Origin of the sequence: Aquimarina muelleri DSM 19832, from assembly GCF_000430665.1 — a bacterium.
GTDB classification, from domain to species: Bacteria; Bacteroidota; Bacteroidia; order Flavobacteriales; family Flavobacteriaceae; genus Aquimarina; species Aquimarina muelleri.
Genome location: NZ_AUML01000001.1, coordinates 1 through 21,076, shown reverse-complemented (window position 1 = coordinate 21,076; position 21,076 = coordinate 1). Strand labels below are relative to the sequence as shown.

Genomic DNA, 21,076 nt, shown 5'->3' with positions numbered 1-21,076 from the left:
AAAACAAACCATGGCAATTATAGGAAATTTAATAAAAGGAGCTATAGATTTAAAGGGAGTATTATCTTCTGAAACAAATCATATCGAGGAGCAAAAAAAGGTATTAGAAGGTTTATTAAAAAAAGCTTTGGATACCCATTTTGGAAAAAAATATAATTTTAATAGTGTTCTAGAAGCAGAGGATATACAAAATGCGTATGCTAATAACATTCCTTATTTTGATTATCATCAGTTACACGAAAAATGGTGGAGCAGAGTTATAAACGGAGAAAAAAATGTTACCTGGCCAGAAACCCCTGATTATTTTGCTTTGAGTTCTGGAACTACAGGAAAAAAAAGTAAACGTATTCCTGTTACTAATGAAATGATTGAAGCTATACGAAAAGCAGGAATAAAACAAGTAGAAGCTTTATCTAATTTTGATTTGCCTGCAGAATTCTTCGAGAAAGAAATTATGATGTTAGGTAGTTCTACAAATTTACGAGAAAAAGATGGCCATCTAGAAGGAGAAATAAGTGGTATTAGCGCCAGCAATATACCTTTTTGGTTTGAAGGGTACTACAAGCCTGGTAAAGAAATTTCAGAAATAGAAGATTGGGATAAGCGTGTACAAAGAATAGCCGAAAAAGCAAAAGAATGGGATATAGGTGCCCTTAGTGGTATTCCTTCTTGGATAGAACTCATGTTGCAAAAAGTAATAGAACACCACAATTTAAATAACATACACGATATCTGGCCAAATCTACAGGTATATACTTCGGGAGGTGTTGCTTTTGCTCCTTACGAAAAGAGTTTTAACAGTCTTTTGGATCACCCGATTACCGTAATTGATACGTACCTAGCATCAGAAGGGTTTATTGCTTATCAAGAAAGACCAGAAACCGATGCAATGAAGTTGATTACCGACAATGGAATCTATTTTGAATTTGTGCCATTTAAGCCAGAATACATTAATCAAGATGGATCCTTACAACAAGATGCTCCCTCTATTACCTTAGCAGAAGTAGAAGTTGGTCAGGATTATGTGTTGCTAATTAGTACCGTCTCTGGAACATGGAGATATATTATTGGGGACACCATAGAGTTTACAGATATCGAACGAGCAGAAATTAGAATTACTGGTCGTACAAAATTTTTTCTTAATGTAGTAGGGTCGCAATTATCTGTACAAAAAATGAATACTGCCTTACGAGAAATCGAAGCAAAATTTAATATAAAGGTTCCCGAATTTACACTTTCAGCAGTTCAAATCAATGAAGAGTTTTACCACCATTGGTATTTGGGGACCGAAACAGATATAACAAATGAAGAACTCGCAAAAGCTCTGGATGAAATTCTAAAAGAAGCTAATAAAAATTATAGAGTTGCCAGATCAAAGGCTTTAAAAGGAGTCAAAGTAACTAAAGTTCCTATCGATCTTTTTTCAGAGTGGAGTGGAACACAAAAGAAAAAAGGAGGACAAGTGAAAATGGAAAGAGTGATGTCTGAAGAAAAATTTAGTGAATGGAAAACATTTGTATCGAAACTAATTTTAAAATAAAATACAGAGAATCACTTTTAGTTTTTCTTTAAAAAATTTAATGTATGCATTATAAGTATATTTTTCTTTTTATAATTACAATCTTAGTTTCAAGTTGTGCATTGTATGAGCCTAAGTACAGGGAACCTTTTAAAGATACTATAGTACCATCATCTAATGAAATAGAAAAAACGTTCTATCTTATAGGTGATGCAGGTTATGCTTCTGAAGGAGAAAGTACCCCTGCCCTATCCGCTCTAAAAAACTATTTAAATAAAAACAAACATAAAGGTAATTATACTATTTTTTTAGGAGATAATATTTATCCTGCTGGTATGCCAAAAGCTGGCAAAAAAGATAGAAAAATTGCAGAACATCGCTTAGATGCGCAAATCGATGCAGTTAAAAATTTTGACGGACAAGTATACTTTATCCCTGGTAATCACGATTGGTATAATGAAGGTTTAAAAGGACTAGAACGAGAAGAAAAATATTTTGAGAACAAATTAAAAGATAAAAAAGTTTTTCGCCCATCCAAAGGATGTGCTTTAGAGAGTATCGATATTACAGATAATATTCAACTTATTATTCTGGATTCGCAATGGTATTTAGAGGATTGGGATAAGCACCCGACTATTAACGATAACTGTCCCGAAATTAAAACCAGAGAAGCTATGTTTCTCGAAATAGAAAGTGAATTTAAGAAAAATCAAAATAAAACTATCGTTTTTGCTTTGCACCACCCTTTATATACGAACGGAGTACATGGAGGAAAATATGCGCCAGTAAAACACCTTTATCCATCCCAAAAAAAAATACCAGTACCTGTTTTAGGTTCCTTAGCAATGCAAATACGAACTGCAGGAGCAATATCCACACAAGATACTCAAAATAAACAATACAAATCTTTAGTAAACCGCTTAGAGACTTTAGCCAAAGGATCAGAACGGATTATTTTTGCTTCGGGTCACGAACATTCTTTACAGTATATAGAGCATGAAGGAATTAAACAGATAGTCTCTGGTGCAGGAGCAAAAAACTCTTATGCCAATCTTGGCAACGACGGTTTATTTGCATATGGAGGTCAAGGCTTTGTAAGGCTGGATATCTATAAAAACGGTGCATCTTGGGCTTCTTATTACGGAGTTAAAAACAACGAAGCTGAATTACTTTTCCGAAAAGAAATATATAAAAAAACACTAGGATATGATGTTACTAAGATCCCAGAAGTTACACAGCAAACAATAGCAGCCTCTGTGTATGAAAAAGAAGTTACAGATAGAACTGATTTTTATGAGAGTATATGGGGAGATCATTATAGAGATCTGTATGGGAAAAAAATTAAAGCTAAAACAGCAATTCTGGATACATTGTACGGAGGATTAGAGGTAGTAAGAAAAGGCGGTGGTCATCAAACAAGGTCTTTACGATTGAAAAGTAAAGACGGTAAGGAATATAATATGCGTGCTTTAAAGAAAAGTGGAGTAAAATTCCTTCAATCTACGGTGTTTCCTGATAATTATATTGAAGAATCTCTGGAAAATACTATTTCAGAAGATATCCTTCTCGATTTTTACACCGCATCCCATCCATACATATTTACAGTCATACCAGAATTGTCTGATGCTATAGGGATCTTTCATACCAATCCGAAAATTTATTATGTTCCTAAACAAAAAGCTTTAGGAAAACATAATACAGATCATGGTAACGAATTGTATATGATAGAGGAGCGACCAGAAGAAAATCACAAAGACTTAGCCTCTTTTGGAAAACCTGATGATATAGAGAGCACAGCAGATGTTTATGAAAGATTACGTAGAGATGAGAAATACAAAATAGACGAACCCTCTTACATACGTGCAAGAATGTTTGATATGCTTATAGGAGACTGGGATCGACATCAAGATCAATGGCGATGGGCAGAGTATAAATTAGATAACGGAAACCATATTTTTAAACCTATACCAAGAGATCGGGATCAGGCATTTTCTAATTTTGACGGAGGTTTTTTAGGTACATTAAAAGGGCTTCTTGGGTTTGCTAATCAATTTCAAGTTTATGACGAAGAATTAAAAGACATTAAATGGATTAATGCTTCGGTAACAAGGTTAGATAGAACGCTAATTAAAAACAGTGGTAAAGACGAGTGGCTTAAACAAGCTAAATTCATACAAGAAAACCTTACGGATAAATCCATCGAAAAAGCCTTTAAAAACATCCCTAAAGAAGCAGAGGGAGAAGATTTGAACATAATTAAAGAAAATCTAAAAGGTAGACGTCTAAATTTGGTAGACATAGCAGATAGATATTATGATTATCTGGCAAGACTTGCTATTATAACAGGAACCGATAAAGATGATTTTATTCGTATTGAACGAATGAAAAAAGGAAAAACTCGGGTAGTAGTATCCAGAATTAAAGATGGAGAAAAAGCAGATGTAATAAGTGATAAGATATTTGACAAAAAAGTTACTAAAGAAATATGGATTTATGGATTAGATGACGATGATATTTTTGAAGCAGAAGGAAACGTCGATAACCCTATAAAAATCAATATTATAGGCGGTCAGAATAACGATATATACCGTTTTAAAAAAGGGCATAAAATTTCTGTTTATGATCATAAAAGCAAACCAAATACTGTGGAAAAAAAAGGAGCAGCAAAAATTAGACTTACAGATAATTATCGAATAAATAATTTTGATAAAAACGAAAGAGTCTTAGCAACCTCATCCGTACTGCCATCTATAGGTTTTAATCCAGATGATGGTATACGCATAGGACCATTGGTAAATCTTACTTTTAAAGGTTTTCATAGAAATCCTTTTTCGAGTAAGCATGTTTTTTCTGGAGGTTATTATTTTGCCACACATGGTTTTGATTTGGGGTATAGAGGAGAGTTTGCAGGAGTATTAGGAAATTACAATTTACTTACAGAACTAAAGTACACCAGCCCTAATTTTGCTGAAAACTTTTTTGGTTTTGGAAATGAAACTAAAAACAATCAAAATGTATTGAATTTTGATTATAATCGTGTTAAACTAAGTATTTATAAGGTATCTATAGGAGCTGTAAAAAATGGTCGATTAGGTAGTTATTTTGAATACAAAGGTTCTCTAGAAGGAATTGAAGTAGACAATACTCCTTCTCGATTTATCACTCAAGAAGCAAATATAGAAGATCCCAATATTTTTAACCGCAAATGGTTTGTGGGATTAGATGGAACATACCGATACGAAAGTTATGATATAAATGTAAACCCTACCAGAGGAATGAAATTTGAAATTAATGCAGGAGGTAGAATAAACATAAAAGATACGAAAAGAACTTTTGGATATATAAAACCATATTTAGGATTTTATAATGCATTAATTCGTAATCGTAAATTGGTATTAAAAACAGCTATACAAGGGCAATTTAATATAGGAGAAAATTATGAATTTTATCAAGGAGCTCAAATAGGTGCTCAAAATTTATTAAGAGGATACAGAACCGAAAGATTTACAGGACAATCGGCATTAGCAGGAAGCGCAGATATTAGGTATAGTTTTACGCAATTTAAAACCAAAATACTTCCTTTACAAATAGGAGTATTTGCAGGAGCAGATACCGGCAGGGTTTGGATTCGTAAAAACGATATATCTAACAAATGGCATAGCGATTATGGTGGAGGATTTTGGATTAATAGTGCTAATGCAATGAATGCAACATTTAATCTGTTCTCAGGGGAAGACGGTGAGAGGTTTTCTTTCGATTTTACTTTTAAATTTTAAGAATTAAAAATTATGAGATGTAAGTTTATCTTATTTTTTAAGATGGTAATTTTTACCACAATTCTGCAAGCTCAGATGTCAGATCTTGCTAGAGTAGAATACACTTATTTCCCACAAAGAGATAGTGATAATTCCTTTAGGAGATTTAGAGCTTTTGCGAGACTGCCTATTAAATTAAATGATAAAGGTAGTTTTTTAGTACCTGGAATCGAATATCGAAATGTAAATTTTATCTATAGAGATAAAACCTCTTTTAATACTAATGACTTAGAAAGATTTAGCTCTATTGAGGCAAGCCTGGGCTATACCTTTAAATTAAAAAACTATTGGAGATTTGCTGTTCAGTCTGGAGTTATAGCTGCCTCAAATTTTGAGGAACATAAATTGATTAGTGATGACTTATTATTTACAGGTTCTTTCTATTTTATAAAAGACAAAAAAAATATAGAAACAACTAAACCTTGGCGTCTAATTTTAGGTTTACAGTACTCTACCTCATCAGGAAGACCTTTTCCTCTTCCTTTTGTAAATTATTATAGAAAATTTCATCCTTCTTGGTCATTTGTATTAGGTGTTCCAAAATCAAATCTTAAATATTATTTTAAAGAAAAAAACATCTTACAAAGTTTTATTACACTAGATGGTTTTTTTGCTAATATCCAAAAAAACAGAAATCTAGCAGATTTAGAATCCTTAGAAGAAAAAACTGCTAACAATATATCCATGACTATTGTATTAGCTGGTTTTGGATATGAACGATTATTTACAGATCACTTATTATTTTATACCTATACAGGGTTTACTATTATAAATGATATACGATTACGTAATGGTAACCAAGATAATATCCTCACGATTAATGATCAAAATAGCTTATATATTAGAGCTGGTTTAAAACTTAAATTATAACGAAACTTAGTTGTAATCCAGATATTAATTCTAAAATAATTAAGAGTAATAGCTTATGGTTAGTCTAGATTGGCAAATATATATCTTATACCATTTTAACTTTGAAACGCCTTGTATCTAGAGCTCTAAATATTTCTACATAATTTTCATAATTAATGAGAGTATCTTCATGTTTTTTTTTAAATATCCCTTAATAAAACCAACTAATTTTTGAGAACATATACTTACAAATTTTTCATTTTTTTCAAAATATTTTCAGAGGTTTTATTATTGCAAAATGTTGACGCTTTTTTGGCATCTAATTATAGTGGTTATCGCTAATAAATCAGCGATTTAATTCTATATTAAGATTGCATTAAAGTTGTTCCTACTATTAACCTTTATCTTTTTTTACTTTAAGAATAAAATTGGTTATAGTTTACTCAAAAAAATAAAGGCTTACTGGTAAACAGCTAGCCTTTATTATCCTTATTATTTTAAATCTGTGTGTTTTAATCAATAATCCCAGAGAATTAAACTCCACAATGTGGATTAAAACATAAACCCTAAACCTGCCGAAAGTACAGAGTTATGCACGTCTGTATCTTTAATGACTTCAGAGAAACCATATGTATACCTAGCTTGAATGAATAAACCATTTGAAAACTTGTACTCTGCCCCTGCTGCTAATTGAAAATCAAAATCTTTAATTTGATCCATATCAAAATCCCCACCATCACTATTTGGATCAAAATCAATTTCTTCGTTTACTTTAAATCCAAATTGTGGTCCTGCATGGATGTTAAGCCCTTCTACTAGATATATTTTAGCTAAAACCGGAACCTGAATATACCCTATTTGATATTCTGCTTTTGGTGTAATAAGTGTTTCTTCTATATCAAACCCTTGTCCTGAATAGAACACTTCACTTTGCAAAGAAAATCTATCTGTAACAAAACCTTCTGCTACTAAACCTGCATAAAAACTAGTTCTGGATTCAGGGCTTTCAAAATCGTCTCCAGTTATAGTAGCAAAATTAACCCCGCCACGAGCTCCTAATTGAATTTTATTACTTGTGTCTTGTTGTGCGAATAAAAATGTACTGCAAAAAGTAAGTGTTAAAAATAAAATGACTTTTTTCATCTTTTTTAAGTTTTTAGTTATAAAATTTTGTTAGATCAAAACTACCTAGAAAAGTGTATTTTGATTAACTCATATAACTGAGTTTTTAACTCATTAAACACAAAAGTATGGGGCTAATAAAAGCTTAAAAAAACAAAAAAGATCATTTAAATAATAAACCCACTAATTAACAAGTATTTATAACAACGGACTAAAAAATCGAGCAATACCCTCAGATAATTTTCTTTTTAAAGGACGGTTTTTATAACATTTATAATCCAATATGATACTTTTTTTACAGTCTTCTATAAAATCTTTACAAATGCTTTCTGCTATTTTTTTATCATAAATTATAGCATTAGTTTCAAAATTATGTTCAAAACTTCGATGATCGAAATTTCCAGAACCTACAGATGCTATTTCTCCATCCATAACAATAGTTTTACTGTGTAAAAAATCATCTTTTTGCTGATATATTTCTATTCCCAAAAATAATAGTTCTTCAAAAAAAGATAACATACTATGTTTAGCTAACCAAGAGTCTGATTTTTTAGGAACAAGCAATTTTATATTTACACCGCTTAATGCTGCAATTCTTAATGCTTCTAACATTGCGCTATTAGGAATAAAGTAAGGGTTTGAAATATAAATGTATTTTTCTGCCAAATTTATCATAGTAATATATTGTTGCATAATAGAGGGGTGATCAGAATCTGGTCCTCCTGCTACTATTTGCACAGTCACATTTCCACTATCCTGTATTTTTGGAAGATATTGATCAGAGAGTAATAGTTCCTGATCACTTGCAAAATAATAATCTTTTATAAACACCCGGTTAAGAGTGTCTACAACGGGTCCTTTAATATATAGATGGGTGTCATCCCATATTCCTAAATAATCTTTGGGTTTGATATATTTATCTGAAATATTTACCCCTCCAGTAAAACCTACCTCTCCATCTATTATAATAATCTTTCTATGATTACGATAATTTAAAGTAAATATAAAACTACCAAATCGCAATGGTAATATGGGGTATATTTTCACCCCTATTTCTTTAAATTTTTTAATTATTTTTTTTCGTAAAGAATAACTCCCTATTGCATCATATAAAACACGTATTTCTACTCCCTGAGTTATTTTATTTTTAAATAGTCTATAAAGCTTATCAAATATTTCACCTTCTTCAATAATATAATATTGCATGTGGATAAACTTTTCGGCATTCTCTAACTCTTTAAAGATAGTATCAAAGGTTTTCTCTCCTGTTTGAATAACCTTTACTTCGTTATTAGATCTTGCTGAAAAATCTGAGCTGTTTCTTAAAAGCTTAGCTAATTTGGCTTTTTTAGGATCTTTAAATTGAACCTGTTGCTCTTTGGTGCTTTTATTTTTATGTGTTTTGTCGTATAATTTTCTTTTTACAGTTTGTTTTAATTTAAAAAATTTAAATCTTCTACGGTTGATCCCAAATATAAGATACAACATCACTCCTATAAATGGCAATATCAAAACAATAAGAAGCCAACTTAATGATTTTGTTGGTCGGGATCCATAAAGGATAATATGTAAAATAGATAATATGCTTACAATACTATAAATGATAATAAAAATAGTCATTAATTAATTTTTTAGAGTTTGTATTGTATCTATTAAATGCGCTAAAATTTATAGCTATTGAACAACAAAAGATATTGACAGTATAGTACTTTTATAAAAATAAAAAATATATAGCTATGGGAATCTTTTCTACAGATAAAAATAAAATAACACTTATATATAATTCTAAAACATCTTTGGGAAAACAAGCTAATAGCTATGTGAGTACTTCTAACAAAAGTATTCTACGCATAGACTTATCTATGGACACTTTAACAGGAACACAGTGGATAGAAATAGCACAAAAATTGAACATTGAGCTCTCTAACCTTATAAACAAAAAGCATCCTGATTTTCAAAAAACATACAGCGAACAAACTGAATTAGAAGTAAATGACTGGCTTAAAGTAATAAAAAGACACCCAGAAGTTGTTACTTATCCTATTGTTATAAAAGGAGAGCAGTTCTATTTATTAGAAAACCCTTCTGATTTTGTAAGGTTAACAGATTCCGACACTTCAACAATCCACAAAAAAAGTATTTAAATCAATAACCTCTGAGTAAACTTATGGGGAGTGTTTTATAGAATATATTTTGTTTTTAAGACTAGATCTCGAATAATTAAAACCCTAGAGATAGAAGTCAAACAATTATTTGTTTGTGTTTTTCCAAAATGTATAATAAAAATATATCAAAGTAAATCTTTGTCGTTACAAAAATTTTTTTCTGGAATAGAATCAAAAAAATCTGCTAATTCTATATCGCCAGTTGGTCCATACCCAATTAACATAGTTCCTTTTGATTTATCTTTTGTTCTTATTATGTATAGAATAGACATATCCGAAGGATTGCTCATTCCTTCAAAACGATATTGAGTAACAATAAAAATATCATCAGCAAAATACTCTTTATTATTAGTAGTATCGATTAGCCTATTATCAACAAAACGATAATTAGTGGTATATCCTTTTTGTTGGTACTTATCTATATACTCTTTTTCATTTTTAGCAAAATTTTGTTTCATTATATAATTTTTTTTTATTATTATTTAATAATTAATAACCTCGGATAAAGCTCACTAGTGTGTTTCCGAAAATATATTTTGTTTTTGAGGCAAGCCTCGTAGAATCAAACTCCACAATGTGGATTGAAAATAAAAAAACGGATATTGACAAGTTTTACTTAGACCATTATCCGTTTTTTTATTTACTAAAAAGAACTTTTTAAATGTTCTTAGTATTTAGTTGTCATCTGTAGCATCTTCAACAGCATCTTTAACATCCTCTACTCCATCTTCAACAGCGTCTCCAACGTCTTCTACAGCGTCTTCTACTTTCTCTCCAGCTGTTTTTTCTCTACAGCTTAAAGTAATTGTTGCAATAAAAATTATAGATAAAAATGATATAAGTGTCTTTTTCATAATTATTAGTTTTTTTGGTTAGGCTCTGAATTTTTTTCCAAAGATTAATGATAATATAAATAATACAATAAAGATGAAGAATAGTATTTTAGCAATACTAGCAGCACCTGCAGCAATACCTCCAAACCCAAAAACGGCTGCGATTATTGCAAGAACTACAAAAATAATGGTGTAACGTAACATAATATATATTTTTTAGTTAATTAGAAGCCCAATATAGAGCGATTTGACTATCAAATCTTTCACTGGTGTAAATTTCTTAAAACAGAAGGCATTTTGTTAACGGTATCCATACTAATATTAACTCCATCCCTTTTGTTAAAAAAGTTTCGAGATAAATTCTTGAAAAATAAAGTACCTTTAACAAAACTGGGGCTAATGAAAAAAATAATGAAAAAAAAATTGTTGATTCGCGACTATCATATTAAAGATACTATTATTGATCTGGCTAAAAATATTGGTATTGATTATGAAGAATCCGAATTTGAATGTTGCCTTCGATTTCCAAAAAAATATGGTTCTGGTTACATTAAGTCCTACGAGTTTGATTTTGGCATCGGAGTTATTGAAAGTGATTATTTATTAAAAGAGGATCTTCATATAACACTTGAAAAAGGAGTTATACACCCACTTAAAATCATGTTTAACAGAGAGTCTGGTTTTTATCATAGGTTTGAAGAAGATACATCTTTTCAAGAAATCAGGAGATTAGAGAATGCTATGATTTCTAGTACCTCAAAAAATAATCATATATTTAAAATCCCTGCAAACACCCCTATTTGTATATTTAGTCTAGAAATAAACAGAAAACTTTTTGAAGAAAAAATAGAAGCATTTTTACCTAATATGAATGAAGACTTAATATCTCTATTTAGAGATGTTAATGGGATTAACCAATTTTATTATAAAAATTACTACAGTTTAGAGATCTCTAAATTTATTTCTGAATTTACAGAATGTGAATTAACCGATTTTATGCGACAGGTATATCTTGAAGGTAAAGCATACGAGATTTTGACACATCAATTACAACAATTTCTAGATGATCTTAATGAACCCGATAAAAGAATTATTTTAAGACAAGCCACTATAGAGTCTATAGAAGAGGCAGTTTCTATTATCAAAGAAGAAATTGATAGTATCAGCAATGTTTTAGAATTAGCTAAAAGAGTTGGGCTAAATCAAAATACTTTACAAAATGGATTTCAACAACTTTACAAAACTTCAGTAAACGAATATATACGAAACTTTAGAATAGAAAAATCTAAAATTTTGCTAGAATCTTCTGACCTTAATATAACAGAAATCACCTATAAAGTCGGGATTAACTCAAGAAGTTATTTCTCTAAACTGTTTAAAGAAAAATATGGGGTAAGTCCTAAACAATATTTAGATCAAGTTAGAAATAAAAAAAGAAACTCTCAATCTGCTTAGTTAGTATAAGTCATATAATACTATCTATCTCTGTTTATTTTTTATAAACTTCATTTTACTATAAACTAATTAAAATTGTTAGTATAGGTTTCAAAATTGTTAATGTGCCTAACAGTTATGTTATTTCTTTGCACAACTTATAAATTGAAAATTTTTAAGAGAATGCGGGTGATAGAGATAAACACTGTTCAGAGTCACGAAATATTAGAGCAATTAAATATACATTTAAATGGAGATTTAAAAGAACACTGTGGAGAACATTCCTTGGTTTTTGAAAATGAATTTGGCAAAGGGGTTATACGCAGTATAACTTTTGATTGGGGAGTATCCTTAATAGATTACAATGTTTGTTTCACAAAAGATGTAAGAATTATTTTCAAATCTTCAGATATAAATCCAATAAAATTTATTTTTGTATCAGAAGGAAATTTAAAATATTATAATGATGATGAAGATACCGAATATGATTTTGAAAGATATCAGAATATCATAACTTGTAATAAAAAAAACTCTAAAGAAACATATCTCTTTCTTAATAAAACTACCATAAAAGTAAATTTTATTTACATGCAGCCTAAAGAGTATGTTAAAAAGAAAAACAATAATTTATCTTATCTTAATATAAACTTACTTTCTACTTTTCTAAATGAGAAGGCAGAGTCTGTTTACAATCATTTTGGTGATTTTAATTTAAAAATAGCAGATCAGATTAAGCAATTACAAGAAATATGTGATAATGGTATTGTAAGAACTCTTTTTATAGAAGGGCAATTAAATCGTATAATGGCTATGCAAATTCTGGAGCTTAATAATTTTGAAGATAACATAAGATTTCCTGAATCTATATCTAGATCCGATATTAAAAAAATTAATAACCTATCTAGTTATATTGTAAATAATATATCTGAACCTATGTCTATTACATCTCTATCCACTAAATCAGGGTTAAACCCTAAAAAATTACAATTAGGTTTTAAAATATTATTTTCTAAAACAGTCAATGAATATGTACGACAAATAAAACTAGAAACTGCAAGGGATTATATAAAGAACACTAATGACTCTGTATCAGAAATAGTATATAAGGTTGGATTTAAAAGTCGCAGTTATTTTTCCAAAATATTTTTTGAAAAATATGGCGTTTTACCAATAGATTATAGAAAAAAAATAAAATCTAAATAATTTATTAGTAAAATATCATTTTCAAAACATATTCCTGCAGTTGTTTCGATTTATAATCTCGATACAAGATTTATCTCCCTAATCCAAATTAGAATAAATGGTTATGAAAGAAGAGAAAGCGATTATTAATTTAAATTTTCAGTCCAAATTATCTATAAAAGAACTATATGTATTAATAGAAAATCGTAAAAAAGAATTAATACAAACAGAAGGTCTGATATCCTTATTTTGTCATTCAAATGAGATAACAAATACTGTGGGAGGAATCTATATATTTCAGAACACACAATCTGCAGAACAATATCTCAAAGGTTTTTTAATAAAAGGTGTTGGTCTAAGGTATGGGATAATCCCTAAAACTTTAAAAATAGATATAAGTTCTTTAAACTATACCCTTCAATGCAACAATTTCATATAACAATATTATAATCTATTAGGAATATCTTTATAATACACAGGTTCCAGCATAGACTCATAAGAAATCCCATTTTTAAAGAATTCTTTGGCAATAGGGTGTGCTTGAAACTTTAAACTACTAGGCACAATAAGATCATTTAATTGCTCTGAGGTAGAATCTTGATTTAACCATAGTTTATATAAATCCTTAGGAACAACTACAGGCATTTTTGAATTTATATTTTGAATTTTGTTAATAACACCAAATGTATTTGTCACAACAATAGAACATGTTAAAAACCCATCATCCAGAGTGTTATACACTCCTGCAAGACAAAATGGTTTTTTAGTGTTCAAGTAAACATAATATGGATATAAGTGTCCATTGTGTAAGTGATTGATAAAAAATCCGGTAACAATAATAAGACATCTTCTGTAACGAAAGGGTTTTTTGAATAAAAAATCTCTATTTAAGTTTTTTTTATTTACACTTAGTGTGCTTAATACGTTCTGAAAATCCATCCATTCATCTTTATAATCATTTGGTAAAATACCCCAAATACCATAGGATATAATATCAGGATTTTCCATGGTTATAATAGATAAAGTAGCTTCTTCTGCCCCATTTATTACAGGAGAAGGCTTATATAATTTGGGAAATTTAAAAGTTACACCAAATTCATTCTCTATCATTTTTCTTTCTGCTGTATTCGAAACTTTATTGTACATATCCATAATTACACTTCTTATTATAGTTATGCAAGTAATACAGATTCTGGCTATTAAGTTATCGTGTATGGTTTAAATAATAACGCATTTGATTATAATTTAAAAAGAAACCGTTATCATCAATTTGAAAAAATATAGACGAAATACAATTAGGCTCTAAAAAAAGAAAAAACTTAAATCTAAACATCTCCAAAAATCAACTCATAATCAACTAATTTTGTCACAAAAATCTGTTTTATTATTAATCTATCTACTTCAAAGTATATCAAAAGAGTTAATCTTGATTTTATATGAAGCAACATTTATCTAGTATTTATAGTAACTTAATAGGCTATTTAAGATAAAAAAATATCCTATGAATTATACTCTCAAAAAAAAGCGATTAATCATTGTGTTATTAACAATAGTCTTTTTGATAGTACTGATGTATTTTTTGATTAAAGCATGGCTTACTATAACTGTAGAGAATTTTTTGGATACAGGCTTACCAGATAATATAAATATCGAATATTCAGACTTAAATACAGAATGGATCAATGGAAATGTATCTATACAGAAGCCTGTGATACATTTTTATTCAAAGGATTCTTTACATTACACTAAAATAAAATTAGAAGAACTATCTGTTCTTAGGTTTGAGTATTTGCCATACATTACAAAAAAAAATATACGTATATCTAATGTTACTTTAAAAGAGCCTGAAATTTATAAATATTCTAATACCAATATTAGTAGTATTTCTAAAAAATCAATTAAAAACCCAGGATTTTCTTCTTTTAACATTAATGAATTAACAATACAAAACGGAAAAATTTCTGTCTTTGAAAAACCAAGTAACACACTCAAATTAGATATTAAAAAATTTAATATTAAGATAACAGATTTTGGAACAGACAATCACACTTTGTTAAAAAAAATTCCATTTCGTTATCACAATATTAATGCTAACTTTAAAAAATTAAACGTAATATTAAACCAGTTTGATAACCTTATTATAGATGATATCTATTTTGATAAAAATAATGTACTTGCTAAAAAAGTAGAGATAAAAACCAAATATGATAAACGTAACTTATCTAACAAAATCCAAACAGAAAGAGATCATGTTTATTTATCCATTCCTGTCTTAGAATTATATAATTATCACTACTACTCTAACAATAAAGGCAATTTATTTTTTAAGGCTGACAGCAGTAAAATTAAACAACCTATACTAGAATTATATAGGGATAAATTAATACCAGATAACAAAACATATAAACCGCTATATGGCAAAATGTTAAAACAATTAAATTTTAATATACATATACCAAAAATAGAGGTAATCGATGGTTTTGTTGGATACGAAGAGCTTGTACATTATCACACAGAGGCAGGAAGAATATATTTTGAGAATATTAATACATCTATAGCTTTATCAAGTGCGAATAAAAAAAATGAAAATATAAAAATAAATAGCAGTGCTGTATTTATGGGAGAAGCGGCTGTTGCACTAGATTTAAGATTTAAAACAGAGACAACTCAAGATAATTTCACCGCTTCAGGAAGTTTTAAAAATTTTACATCAAAAAGCATCAATTCTTTTTTAGAAAATAATTTACGATCCAGAGCCAAAGGTAAAGTAAGTGAAGCTTATTTTACTATCAGTGGAAATGATAAAAGATCCATAGGGGATATGAAAATGAAATATCAGGATTTTGAATTTGTAATCTTAAAAAAAGATGCCTTAAAAATAAACAAAACTTTCACAGCTTTAGCCAACCTATTGGTAAATGATGGCTCTAAAACAGATAGCAATGGGTATCGATTTGGAAAAATTGAAATAGAAAGAGATCAAACGAAGTCCTTTTTTAATTTTCTATGGATAAGTATTCGTGATGGATTAAAAGATGTGGTTGCAGGCAATGGAAAAAAATAAAATTAGTAATAATATTAGAAAAAAATCAATAACCTCAGAGTAAACTCACGAGGTGTACTTCCAAAAATATATTTTGTTTTTGAGGCAAGCCTCAGAAAAGTAAACTCTACAATGTGGATTAAATGAATAAAAGTAACAAAAGAAATCTAAGAAAAAAGCGATATGGTATTCCTATTACAATCATAACTTTACTAATCATCATAAGGCTGTCAATGCCATATTTAGTAAAAAAATATGTAAATAATGTTCTATCTGATATTCCTGGATATTATGGTCAAATCGAAGGTGTTAATATTTCTTTAATACGGGGAGCCTATCAGATCAAAGGACTATACCTTAATAAAATAGATGCCTCCTCTCAGATTCCGTTTTTAAAATTTGAAAAATCAGATATCTCTATAGAATGGAAATCTTTATTTAAAGGTAAAATTGTGAGTGAGATAAGTATAATCAAACCAGAATTGATTTATGTATTTGAGGATCAAAAAAAAGAAAATGTAAAAGATCCAGAGCTTGAGGATTGGTCTAAGGCTCTAACCAATTTAGTTCCTATTGATATTAATACACTAGAAATAAATAATGGAAAAATAGCTTTTTTACAATTATCTGCAAAACCTGATATTGATTTACAACTAAATCAAATTAATCTTAAAGCTAAAAACCTTAGGAACGTAGTTCGTGATGACAAAAAATTACCTTCTTCTGTTTATGCTACCGCTACATCTATAGGAAAAGGAGATGTTAAGCTAGAAGGAAAAATGGACTTAGTGAAACAAATTCCTGATATAGATCTTTCTTTTTCGTTAGAGAATGCCAATATAACATCTCTCAATGATTTAACAGATTATTATGCAGGCATTGACTTTGATAGTGGTAGCTATAATATATATAGCGAAATAGCAATTTCAAATGGGTATTTAAAAGGATATATAAAACCTATGTTTAAAAATATAAAATTACTTAACAAACAAGATTCTTTCTTAGAGACTTTATGGGAAGGTTTTGTTGGTGTTTTTAAATTTATATTAAAGAACCAAAAAAATAATACTTTGGCAACAAAGGTACCATTAGAAGGGGATTTAAATAATGTTACAACTAAAGTATGGCCTACAGTTTTTAATATTTTTAAAAATGCTTGGGTAAAAGCTTTTAAAGGAGCAATAGATAATAGTATTAATTTTGAGGATATACAAAAAAACAAGTAACAAGAAGGAGTTCAAGAAAGCTATATTTTCTATTGAATTCTTATTAGTAGTTTTATAAAACTACTAATAAAAATTATTTAACACCATCATTAAAACTCTTTTATTCATCCTTGATTTATACTCATTCGTTATGATTTTTATTATAACCCAAAAAATCACCAAAACAGCTAACAAATAAAAATAAGTAAGCTTTTCTGGTGATTTTTATGACACCTAAATAGGTGAACTAAAAACTATTTTAGATCTTCTAAAGTTCTAATATTAGACAGACCACTAACAATTTTATTTTTTTGTTGCGTTAAAACAGTTTGTGTACTTGGTGGTAGAGAAGTTTCAGTAAGCACTTCATTATATTCCTTTATCGATGCTTCTTCTCCTCGGATAGCTTCTTCTAGCATTCCTTCTTCACTGTCTACAGATACCAAAGATTTTATATCCATCCATGTTCTATGCAAGCCTCCTGTTATACTTCCTCCTTTATCAACCTCTTGTCCAAAAGATTTAATTTCTGTTTTTAATTCATGACCAAAATCATAACGCTGTTGAGCCTTTTGGTTAAAATAATTTTTTAAAGCAAAATGTTCTACATTTTCCGCTGCTTTCTTAAAGCCTTTCTCTGCATCATAGGTTTTTTCTAATAAATCATTCAATTTGTTTCCTACTTCTTCAGTGTATGTTTTCATAATTTTATTTTTTTAAATTATGGATAGTTATTTAAAGATGCATATCCTTTAACATCTCTATTACGGTTAAATAATTATTAATATAAATTAGTTGTTATTTGATTTTCTTGTAAAAGATTCCTTCGTAACTATTGTTATAATACCAGATGCAAACCCACTCACGAATATTAGTATTAAATGTAAATCCATATTATTAAATTTGTATAATCAATTATTTCACTGTAAAACTACTACTGCTTTAAAGCTTCGCTTTGTTCAAAAGAAATAAACATTAACTCATTTACTACTTTAACATTTCATTATAAAAATTTAAGAATCCAGAATTGTTTTTGATTTAATCAATAGGATTAATATTCATCATTAAAAATTAGCATCTTTTATAAAAAATATTTGATATGATCAAAAAGAGAATAACTGTAAAAACAGACCTGTGTAAAATATGTGAATGTAAAAAGCTTTTATTATGTGCGATGCAAAAGCAGGAAACACACCTTAAAAATGATATGGAAGTACTAATTTAACAATCAAAAAATACTTCCTTTTATAATAACCTATAATTTTAAATTTTAACTGTAAAAACTAAAAGAATAGCTCTCTATTAATAATTATTTCAAACATTTTATTGCCACCCTTTACCTGTTTTTTAAAAACATGGGGTAAAGAACATTTTTTTAATTATAAGAGTATTGTTACTAACAAACTATCTTTAGTTTAATTTTTAATGAAGTAACTCTAAAGATCAAGTATCGATAAAAAATACTAACAGAAAGCAGCATATTTATATCTACTGTTTTTTTATTATCAAAATTTCGAACATACTCATACGATTTACGGATGAGAATTGCGTATAAATAATTGCAAAGGTTTTTCGCTAGATTGATGAATCAAATTAAAGAATAGCCATAGCTATTGTTTCATTTTATGAAGAAAATATAGTAGAAAAAGAATGCGATTATATGCGAGATTTTTATTCGTAAATCGTATTAATTAATTATTTTTCCGCTTTCATCAAACTCAACATCTTGTTTTTTTCCATCAATTTTAAATTCAACATCGTAGAATCTTCCTTTTAAATAATGATCCACTTCTTCTATTTCTACAATTTTATAATCCTTAAAATTTTGTTTTATTTTTTCTTTTATAGCTTCTGATAAATTTTTCTTTTTCATACTCCTTTCTGTCTCTATCCAATTTCCTGAAGCATCAAAATCTGCCCGAAAATGCTTACCTTTTTTTTTGAAATTAGATTCGTAATATCCATTTTTATCTTTATGCCAATCTGGATCATTTTCACCAGGATATTTTTCTTGAAAAGATTGCTTAACAGCATTAGGAACTTTTTCTTGTGCAACCGAACTATAATTTATAGTAAATATAAAAACAGCTAAAAAACCTACAAGTTTCATGATTTAAATTTTTGATAATAAGACTTTTAACACCACCTATTGTATTATTTACAACTCTCCTTCTCCTTTATAATTTGATTTCCCATATTCGGATTTATAAATTTGTACTACAATAAGAAACAAACTAATTAATAACGGTCCAAAAATAAGCCCGATAAATCCAAATAACGGGACCCCGACAACAACTCCTATTAAAGTTATTATTGGATGTACATTATCTAACCTTTTTAAGACATATAACCTGACTAAGTTATCAGAAGAGCCTACTATAAGAAGCCCATAGAGTAAAATCCCCCACGCCTGAAATGTATTACCCATAGAAAGAGTTAAAATAAACACAGGCAAAACTCCTACCAAAGTACCTATAAAAGGAATCATCGAACCAACAGTTACAATCACGAACCAAAATAATGGATCTTCTATCCCAAAAATTAAGAAACCTACAAGTGCCACTATTCCTTGTACTATTGCAACCAAAGGTATTCCTAAAGCATTGGATCGAACCATTTTTTGACTTTCATTACCTATAATTTTTAAATTTTCTTGATTTATAGGTATATATTCAAATAACGACTCTTTCAACTCTCTTCGGTTAGTAAACATATAATACAATAAGAAATACATGATTCCGATGGAGATAAACACGTTAAATGTACCTCCTGCAAAGTTTTGTAAACTTTCGGAAAGCCATGAAGATATAGATTCGGGATCTATTTGAGAGCTAATATCATATCCTAATTGATATTCCCATGTGTCTAATCTGTTTTTTAATGCAACAATCACTTTTTCAGAGTTTTTAACTACATCTCCCACCTTGTTTCCTAGCATAAAAACAATACCAACAATTGGCATTAAGATACCTATAAACGATCCTAATAACAATGCTGTAGCTGCCATATCTGGATGCCAACCCTTTCTTAAAAGAATAACCATCCATTTACGTAATAAAACATAAATTGTAATTGCTCCAAGAACACCCGAAAAATAAGGTAATATTTCTCTAAAAATAAGCCCCCCAATAATAAGAATTAAAAGCAATATAAAAATTTGTCTAATAATGCTAGGATTAATATTTCTCATAATATTAGATATTAGTTTGGTTAAATTATAACAATAAAAAAATTTGTAATTAATCAATAACCTCGAAGTAAACTCACGAGATATACTGCCGAAAAATATTTTGTTTTCGAGGCAATCCTCTTCGAAATAGCCTCTCAATTAGGAATTAAACATAACATCCTTCATTAGTTTTAAACAACAAAACAATATCATACAAGTTTTTCAATTTTTCTGATATCAGTATTTAAATTTTACAAAACATTTAAGTTCATATTATATAATGAATTACATCTGCTAATATTAAAAAGAGGCTATTAAGTCTCTATACAAAATTGTTTTGTTATATATATATGTTCTTAATATAATATTGAAAAGACAATCTATCACTTTATTTTGTCTGTGTTTTAATTGTTTTCTTTTTTTAAATCAAAACCTTTTGGCAAATCCAAAGTTCGTATAGGGAATGGGATATTAATATTATTATTTTTGTAAGCTTCTTTTATTAACATAATTGTTTCACTTTTAGCTTTAGCTACTTCTAAAGCAGAAGTAGAATTAATCCAAAACCTTAATTCATAATCAATAGAACTATCTCCAAAGTCCCGCCATAAAAACAATACATCTTCCTTATTTTCTACATCTTTAAAATTCTGACTAACGTCACTTTTTTATTTTGATATTTAGATTGTTTTAAACCCTAAATCATCAGGTTTTAATTCAAATTTATCGATTTGTTTTTT

At 28.8% G+C, this 21,076-nt stretch carries 19 protein-coding genes; 9 read left to right on the top strand and 10 right to left on the bottom strand.

What is annotated here, in order from left to right; translation table 11 throughout:
- The first annotated feature begins 10 nt into the window (after nt 1–10).
- From H527_RS0100095 to H527_RS0100085, 3 genes are read left to right on the top strand one after another with little or no spacing between them, the layout of a single operon-like run.
- Nucleotides 11–1,540: a GH3 family acyl-acid amido synthetase gene (locus H527_RS0100095; protein WP_027410825.1), complete on the top strand. Its 1,530-nt coding sequence runs from the start codon at nt 11–13 to the stop codon at nt 1,538–1,540.
- A 44-nt stretch (nt 1,541–1,584) separates the two neighbouring features.
- Nucleotides 1,585–5,295 (top strand): metallophosphoesterase, encoded by a 3,711-nt coding sequence (locus H527_RS0100090; protein WP_027410824.1) that lies wholly within the window; start codon nt 1,585–1,587, stop codon nt 5,293–5,295.
- A gap of 12 nt (nt 5,296–5,307) precedes the next feature.
- Nucleotides 5,308–6,204, top strand: a complete 897-nt coding sequence (locus H527_RS0100085) for a DUF6268 family outer membrane beta-barrel protein (protein WP_027410823.1) — start codon at nt 5,308–5,310, stop codon at nt 6,202–6,204.
- Nucleotides 6,205–6,735: 531 nt separating this feature from the next.
- On the opposite strand, the gene H527_RS0100080 is transcribed toward H527_RS0100085, so the two are convergent.
- Entirely contained in the window at nt 6,736–7,326 is a 591-nt protein-coding gene (locus H527_RS0100080) for a porin family protein (protein ID WP_027410822.1), read from the bottom strand.
- A gap of 177 nt (nt 7,327–7,503) precedes the next feature.
- Complete coding sequence (cls, locus tag H527_RS0100075; protein ID WP_027410821.1) at nt 7,504–8,925, bottom strand: cardiolipin synthase; 1,422 nt, start codon at nt 8,923–8,925, stop codon at nt 7,504–7,506.
- A gap of 116 nt (nt 8,926–9,041) precedes the next feature.
- Between cls and H527_RS0100070 the strand changes: the two genes are divergently transcribed.
- Nucleotides 9,042–9,449: an arsenate reductase family protein gene (locus tag H527_RS0100070; RefSeq protein WP_027410820.1), complete on the top strand. Its 408-nt coding sequence runs from the start codon at nt 9,042–9,044 to the stop codon at nt 9,447–9,449.
- Between the two features lie 146 nt (nt 9,450–9,595).
- Here the strand turns inward: H527_RS0100070 and H527_RS0100065 are convergent, their stop codons facing one another.
- The 3 genes from H527_RS0100065 to H527_RS23405 all read right to left on the bottom strand — a co-directional run bounded on the left by H527_RS0100065 (nt 9,596) and on the right by H527_RS23405 (nt 10,507).
- Nucleotides 9,596–9,928, bottom strand: a complete 333-nt coding sequence (locus H527_RS0100065; protein WP_027410819.1) for a hypothetical protein — start codon at nt 9,926–9,928, stop codon at nt 9,596–9,598.
- 216 nt (nt 9,929–10,144) lie between these two features.
- The gene (locus H527_RS0100060) at nt 10,145–10,324 is read right to left on the bottom strand and encodes a hypothetical protein (protein WP_027410818.1); all 180 of its coding nucleotides are present in this window, start codon (nt 10,322–10,324) and stop codon (nt 10,145–10,147) included.
- Nucleotides 10,325–10,342: 18 nt separating this feature from the next.
- A complete protein-coding gene (locus tag H527_RS23405) occupies nt 10,343–10,507 on the bottom strand; it encodes a DUF1328 domain-containing protein (protein ID WP_027410817.1) in 165 nt (54 codons plus the stop codon).
- 195 nt (nt 10,508–10,702) lie between these two features.
- Here H527_RS23405 and H527_RS0100050 point away from each other — a divergent pair, with 195 nt between their 5' ends.
- The 3 genes from H527_RS0100050 (at nt 10,703) to H527_RS21025 (ending at nt 13,358) form a co-directional block, all read left to right on the top strand.
- Nucleotides 10,703–11,758 (top strand): helix-turn-helix domain-containing protein, encoded by a 1,056-nt coding sequence (locus H527_RS0100050; RefSeq protein WP_027410816.1) that lies wholly within the window; start codon nt 10,703–10,705, stop codon nt 11,756–11,758.
- A gap of 162 nt (nt 11,759–11,920) precedes the next feature.
- Nucleotides 11,921–12,940 (top strand): AraC family transcriptional regulator, encoded by a 1,020-nt coding sequence (locus tag H527_RS0100045; RefSeq protein ID WP_027410815.1) that lies wholly within the window; start codon nt 11,921–11,923, stop codon nt 12,938–12,940.
- Between the two features lie 103 nt (nt 12,941–13,043).
- Nucleotides 13,044–13,358, top strand: coding sequence for a YdhR family protein (locus tag H527_RS21025; protein WP_035087006.1), 315 nt, complete (start codon nt 13,044–13,046; stop codon nt 13,356–13,358).
- A gap of 5 nt (nt 13,359–13,363) precedes the next feature.
- Here the strand turns inward: H527_RS21025 and H527_RS0100035 are convergent, their stop codons facing one another.
- The gene (locus H527_RS0100035) at nt 13,364–14,071 is read right to left on the bottom strand and encodes an SOS response-associated peptidase (protein ID WP_051316557.1); all 708 of its coding nucleotides are present in this window, start codon (nt 14,069–14,071) and stop codon (nt 13,364–13,366) included.
- Between the two features lie 349 nt (nt 14,072–14,420).
- Here H527_RS0100035 and H527_RS0100030 point away from each other — a divergent pair, with 349 nt between their 5' ends.
- Together H527_RS0100030 and H527_RS0100025 are read left to right on the top strand one after the other, a co-directional pair.
- Nucleotides 14,421–15,983: an AsmA family protein gene (locus tag H527_RS0100030; protein WP_155837768.1), complete on the top strand. Its 1,563-nt coding sequence runs from the start codon at nt 14,421–14,423 to the stop codon at nt 15,981–15,983.
- A gap of 122 nt (nt 15,984–16,105) precedes the next feature.
- On the top strand, nt 16,106–17,188 hold the full coding sequence (locus H527_RS0100025; protein ID WP_027410812.1) for a DUF748 domain-containing protein: 1,083 nt from the start codon (nt 16,106–16,108) through the stop codon (nt 17,186–17,188).
- A 233-nt stretch (nt 17,189–17,421) separates the two neighbouring features.
- On the opposite strand, the gene H527_RS0100020 is transcribed toward H527_RS0100025, so the two are convergent.
- The 4 genes from H527_RS0100020 to H527_RS0100005 all read right to left on the bottom strand — a co-directional run bounded on the left by H527_RS0100020 (nt 17,422) and on the right by H527_RS0100005 (nt 20,953).
- The gene (locus tag H527_RS0100020) at nt 17,422–17,871 is read right to left on the bottom strand and encodes a ferritin-like domain-containing protein (protein WP_027410811.1); all 450 of its coding nucleotides are present in this window, start codon (nt 17,869–17,871) and stop codon (nt 17,422–17,424) included.
- Nucleotides 17,872–18,854: 983 nt separating this feature from the next.
- Entirely contained in the window at nt 18,855–19,277 is a 423-nt protein-coding gene (locus tag H527_RS0100015; protein ID WP_027410810.1) for a PepSY-like domain-containing protein, read from the bottom strand.
- A 48-nt stretch (nt 19,278–19,325) separates the two neighbouring features.
- Complete coding sequence (locus H527_RS0100010) at nt 19,326–20,357, bottom strand: AI-2E family transporter (RefSeq protein ID WP_035087003.1); 1,032 nt, start codon at nt 20,355–20,357, stop codon at nt 19,326–19,328.
- A gap of 383 nt (nt 20,358–20,740) precedes the next feature.
- Nucleotides 20,741–20,953, bottom strand: a complete 213-nt coding sequence (locus H527_RS0100005) for a mechanosensitive ion channel (protein ID WP_027410808.1) — start codon at nt 20,951–20,953, stop codon at nt 20,741–20,743.
- Nucleotides 20,954–21,076: the final 123 nt, after the last annotated feature.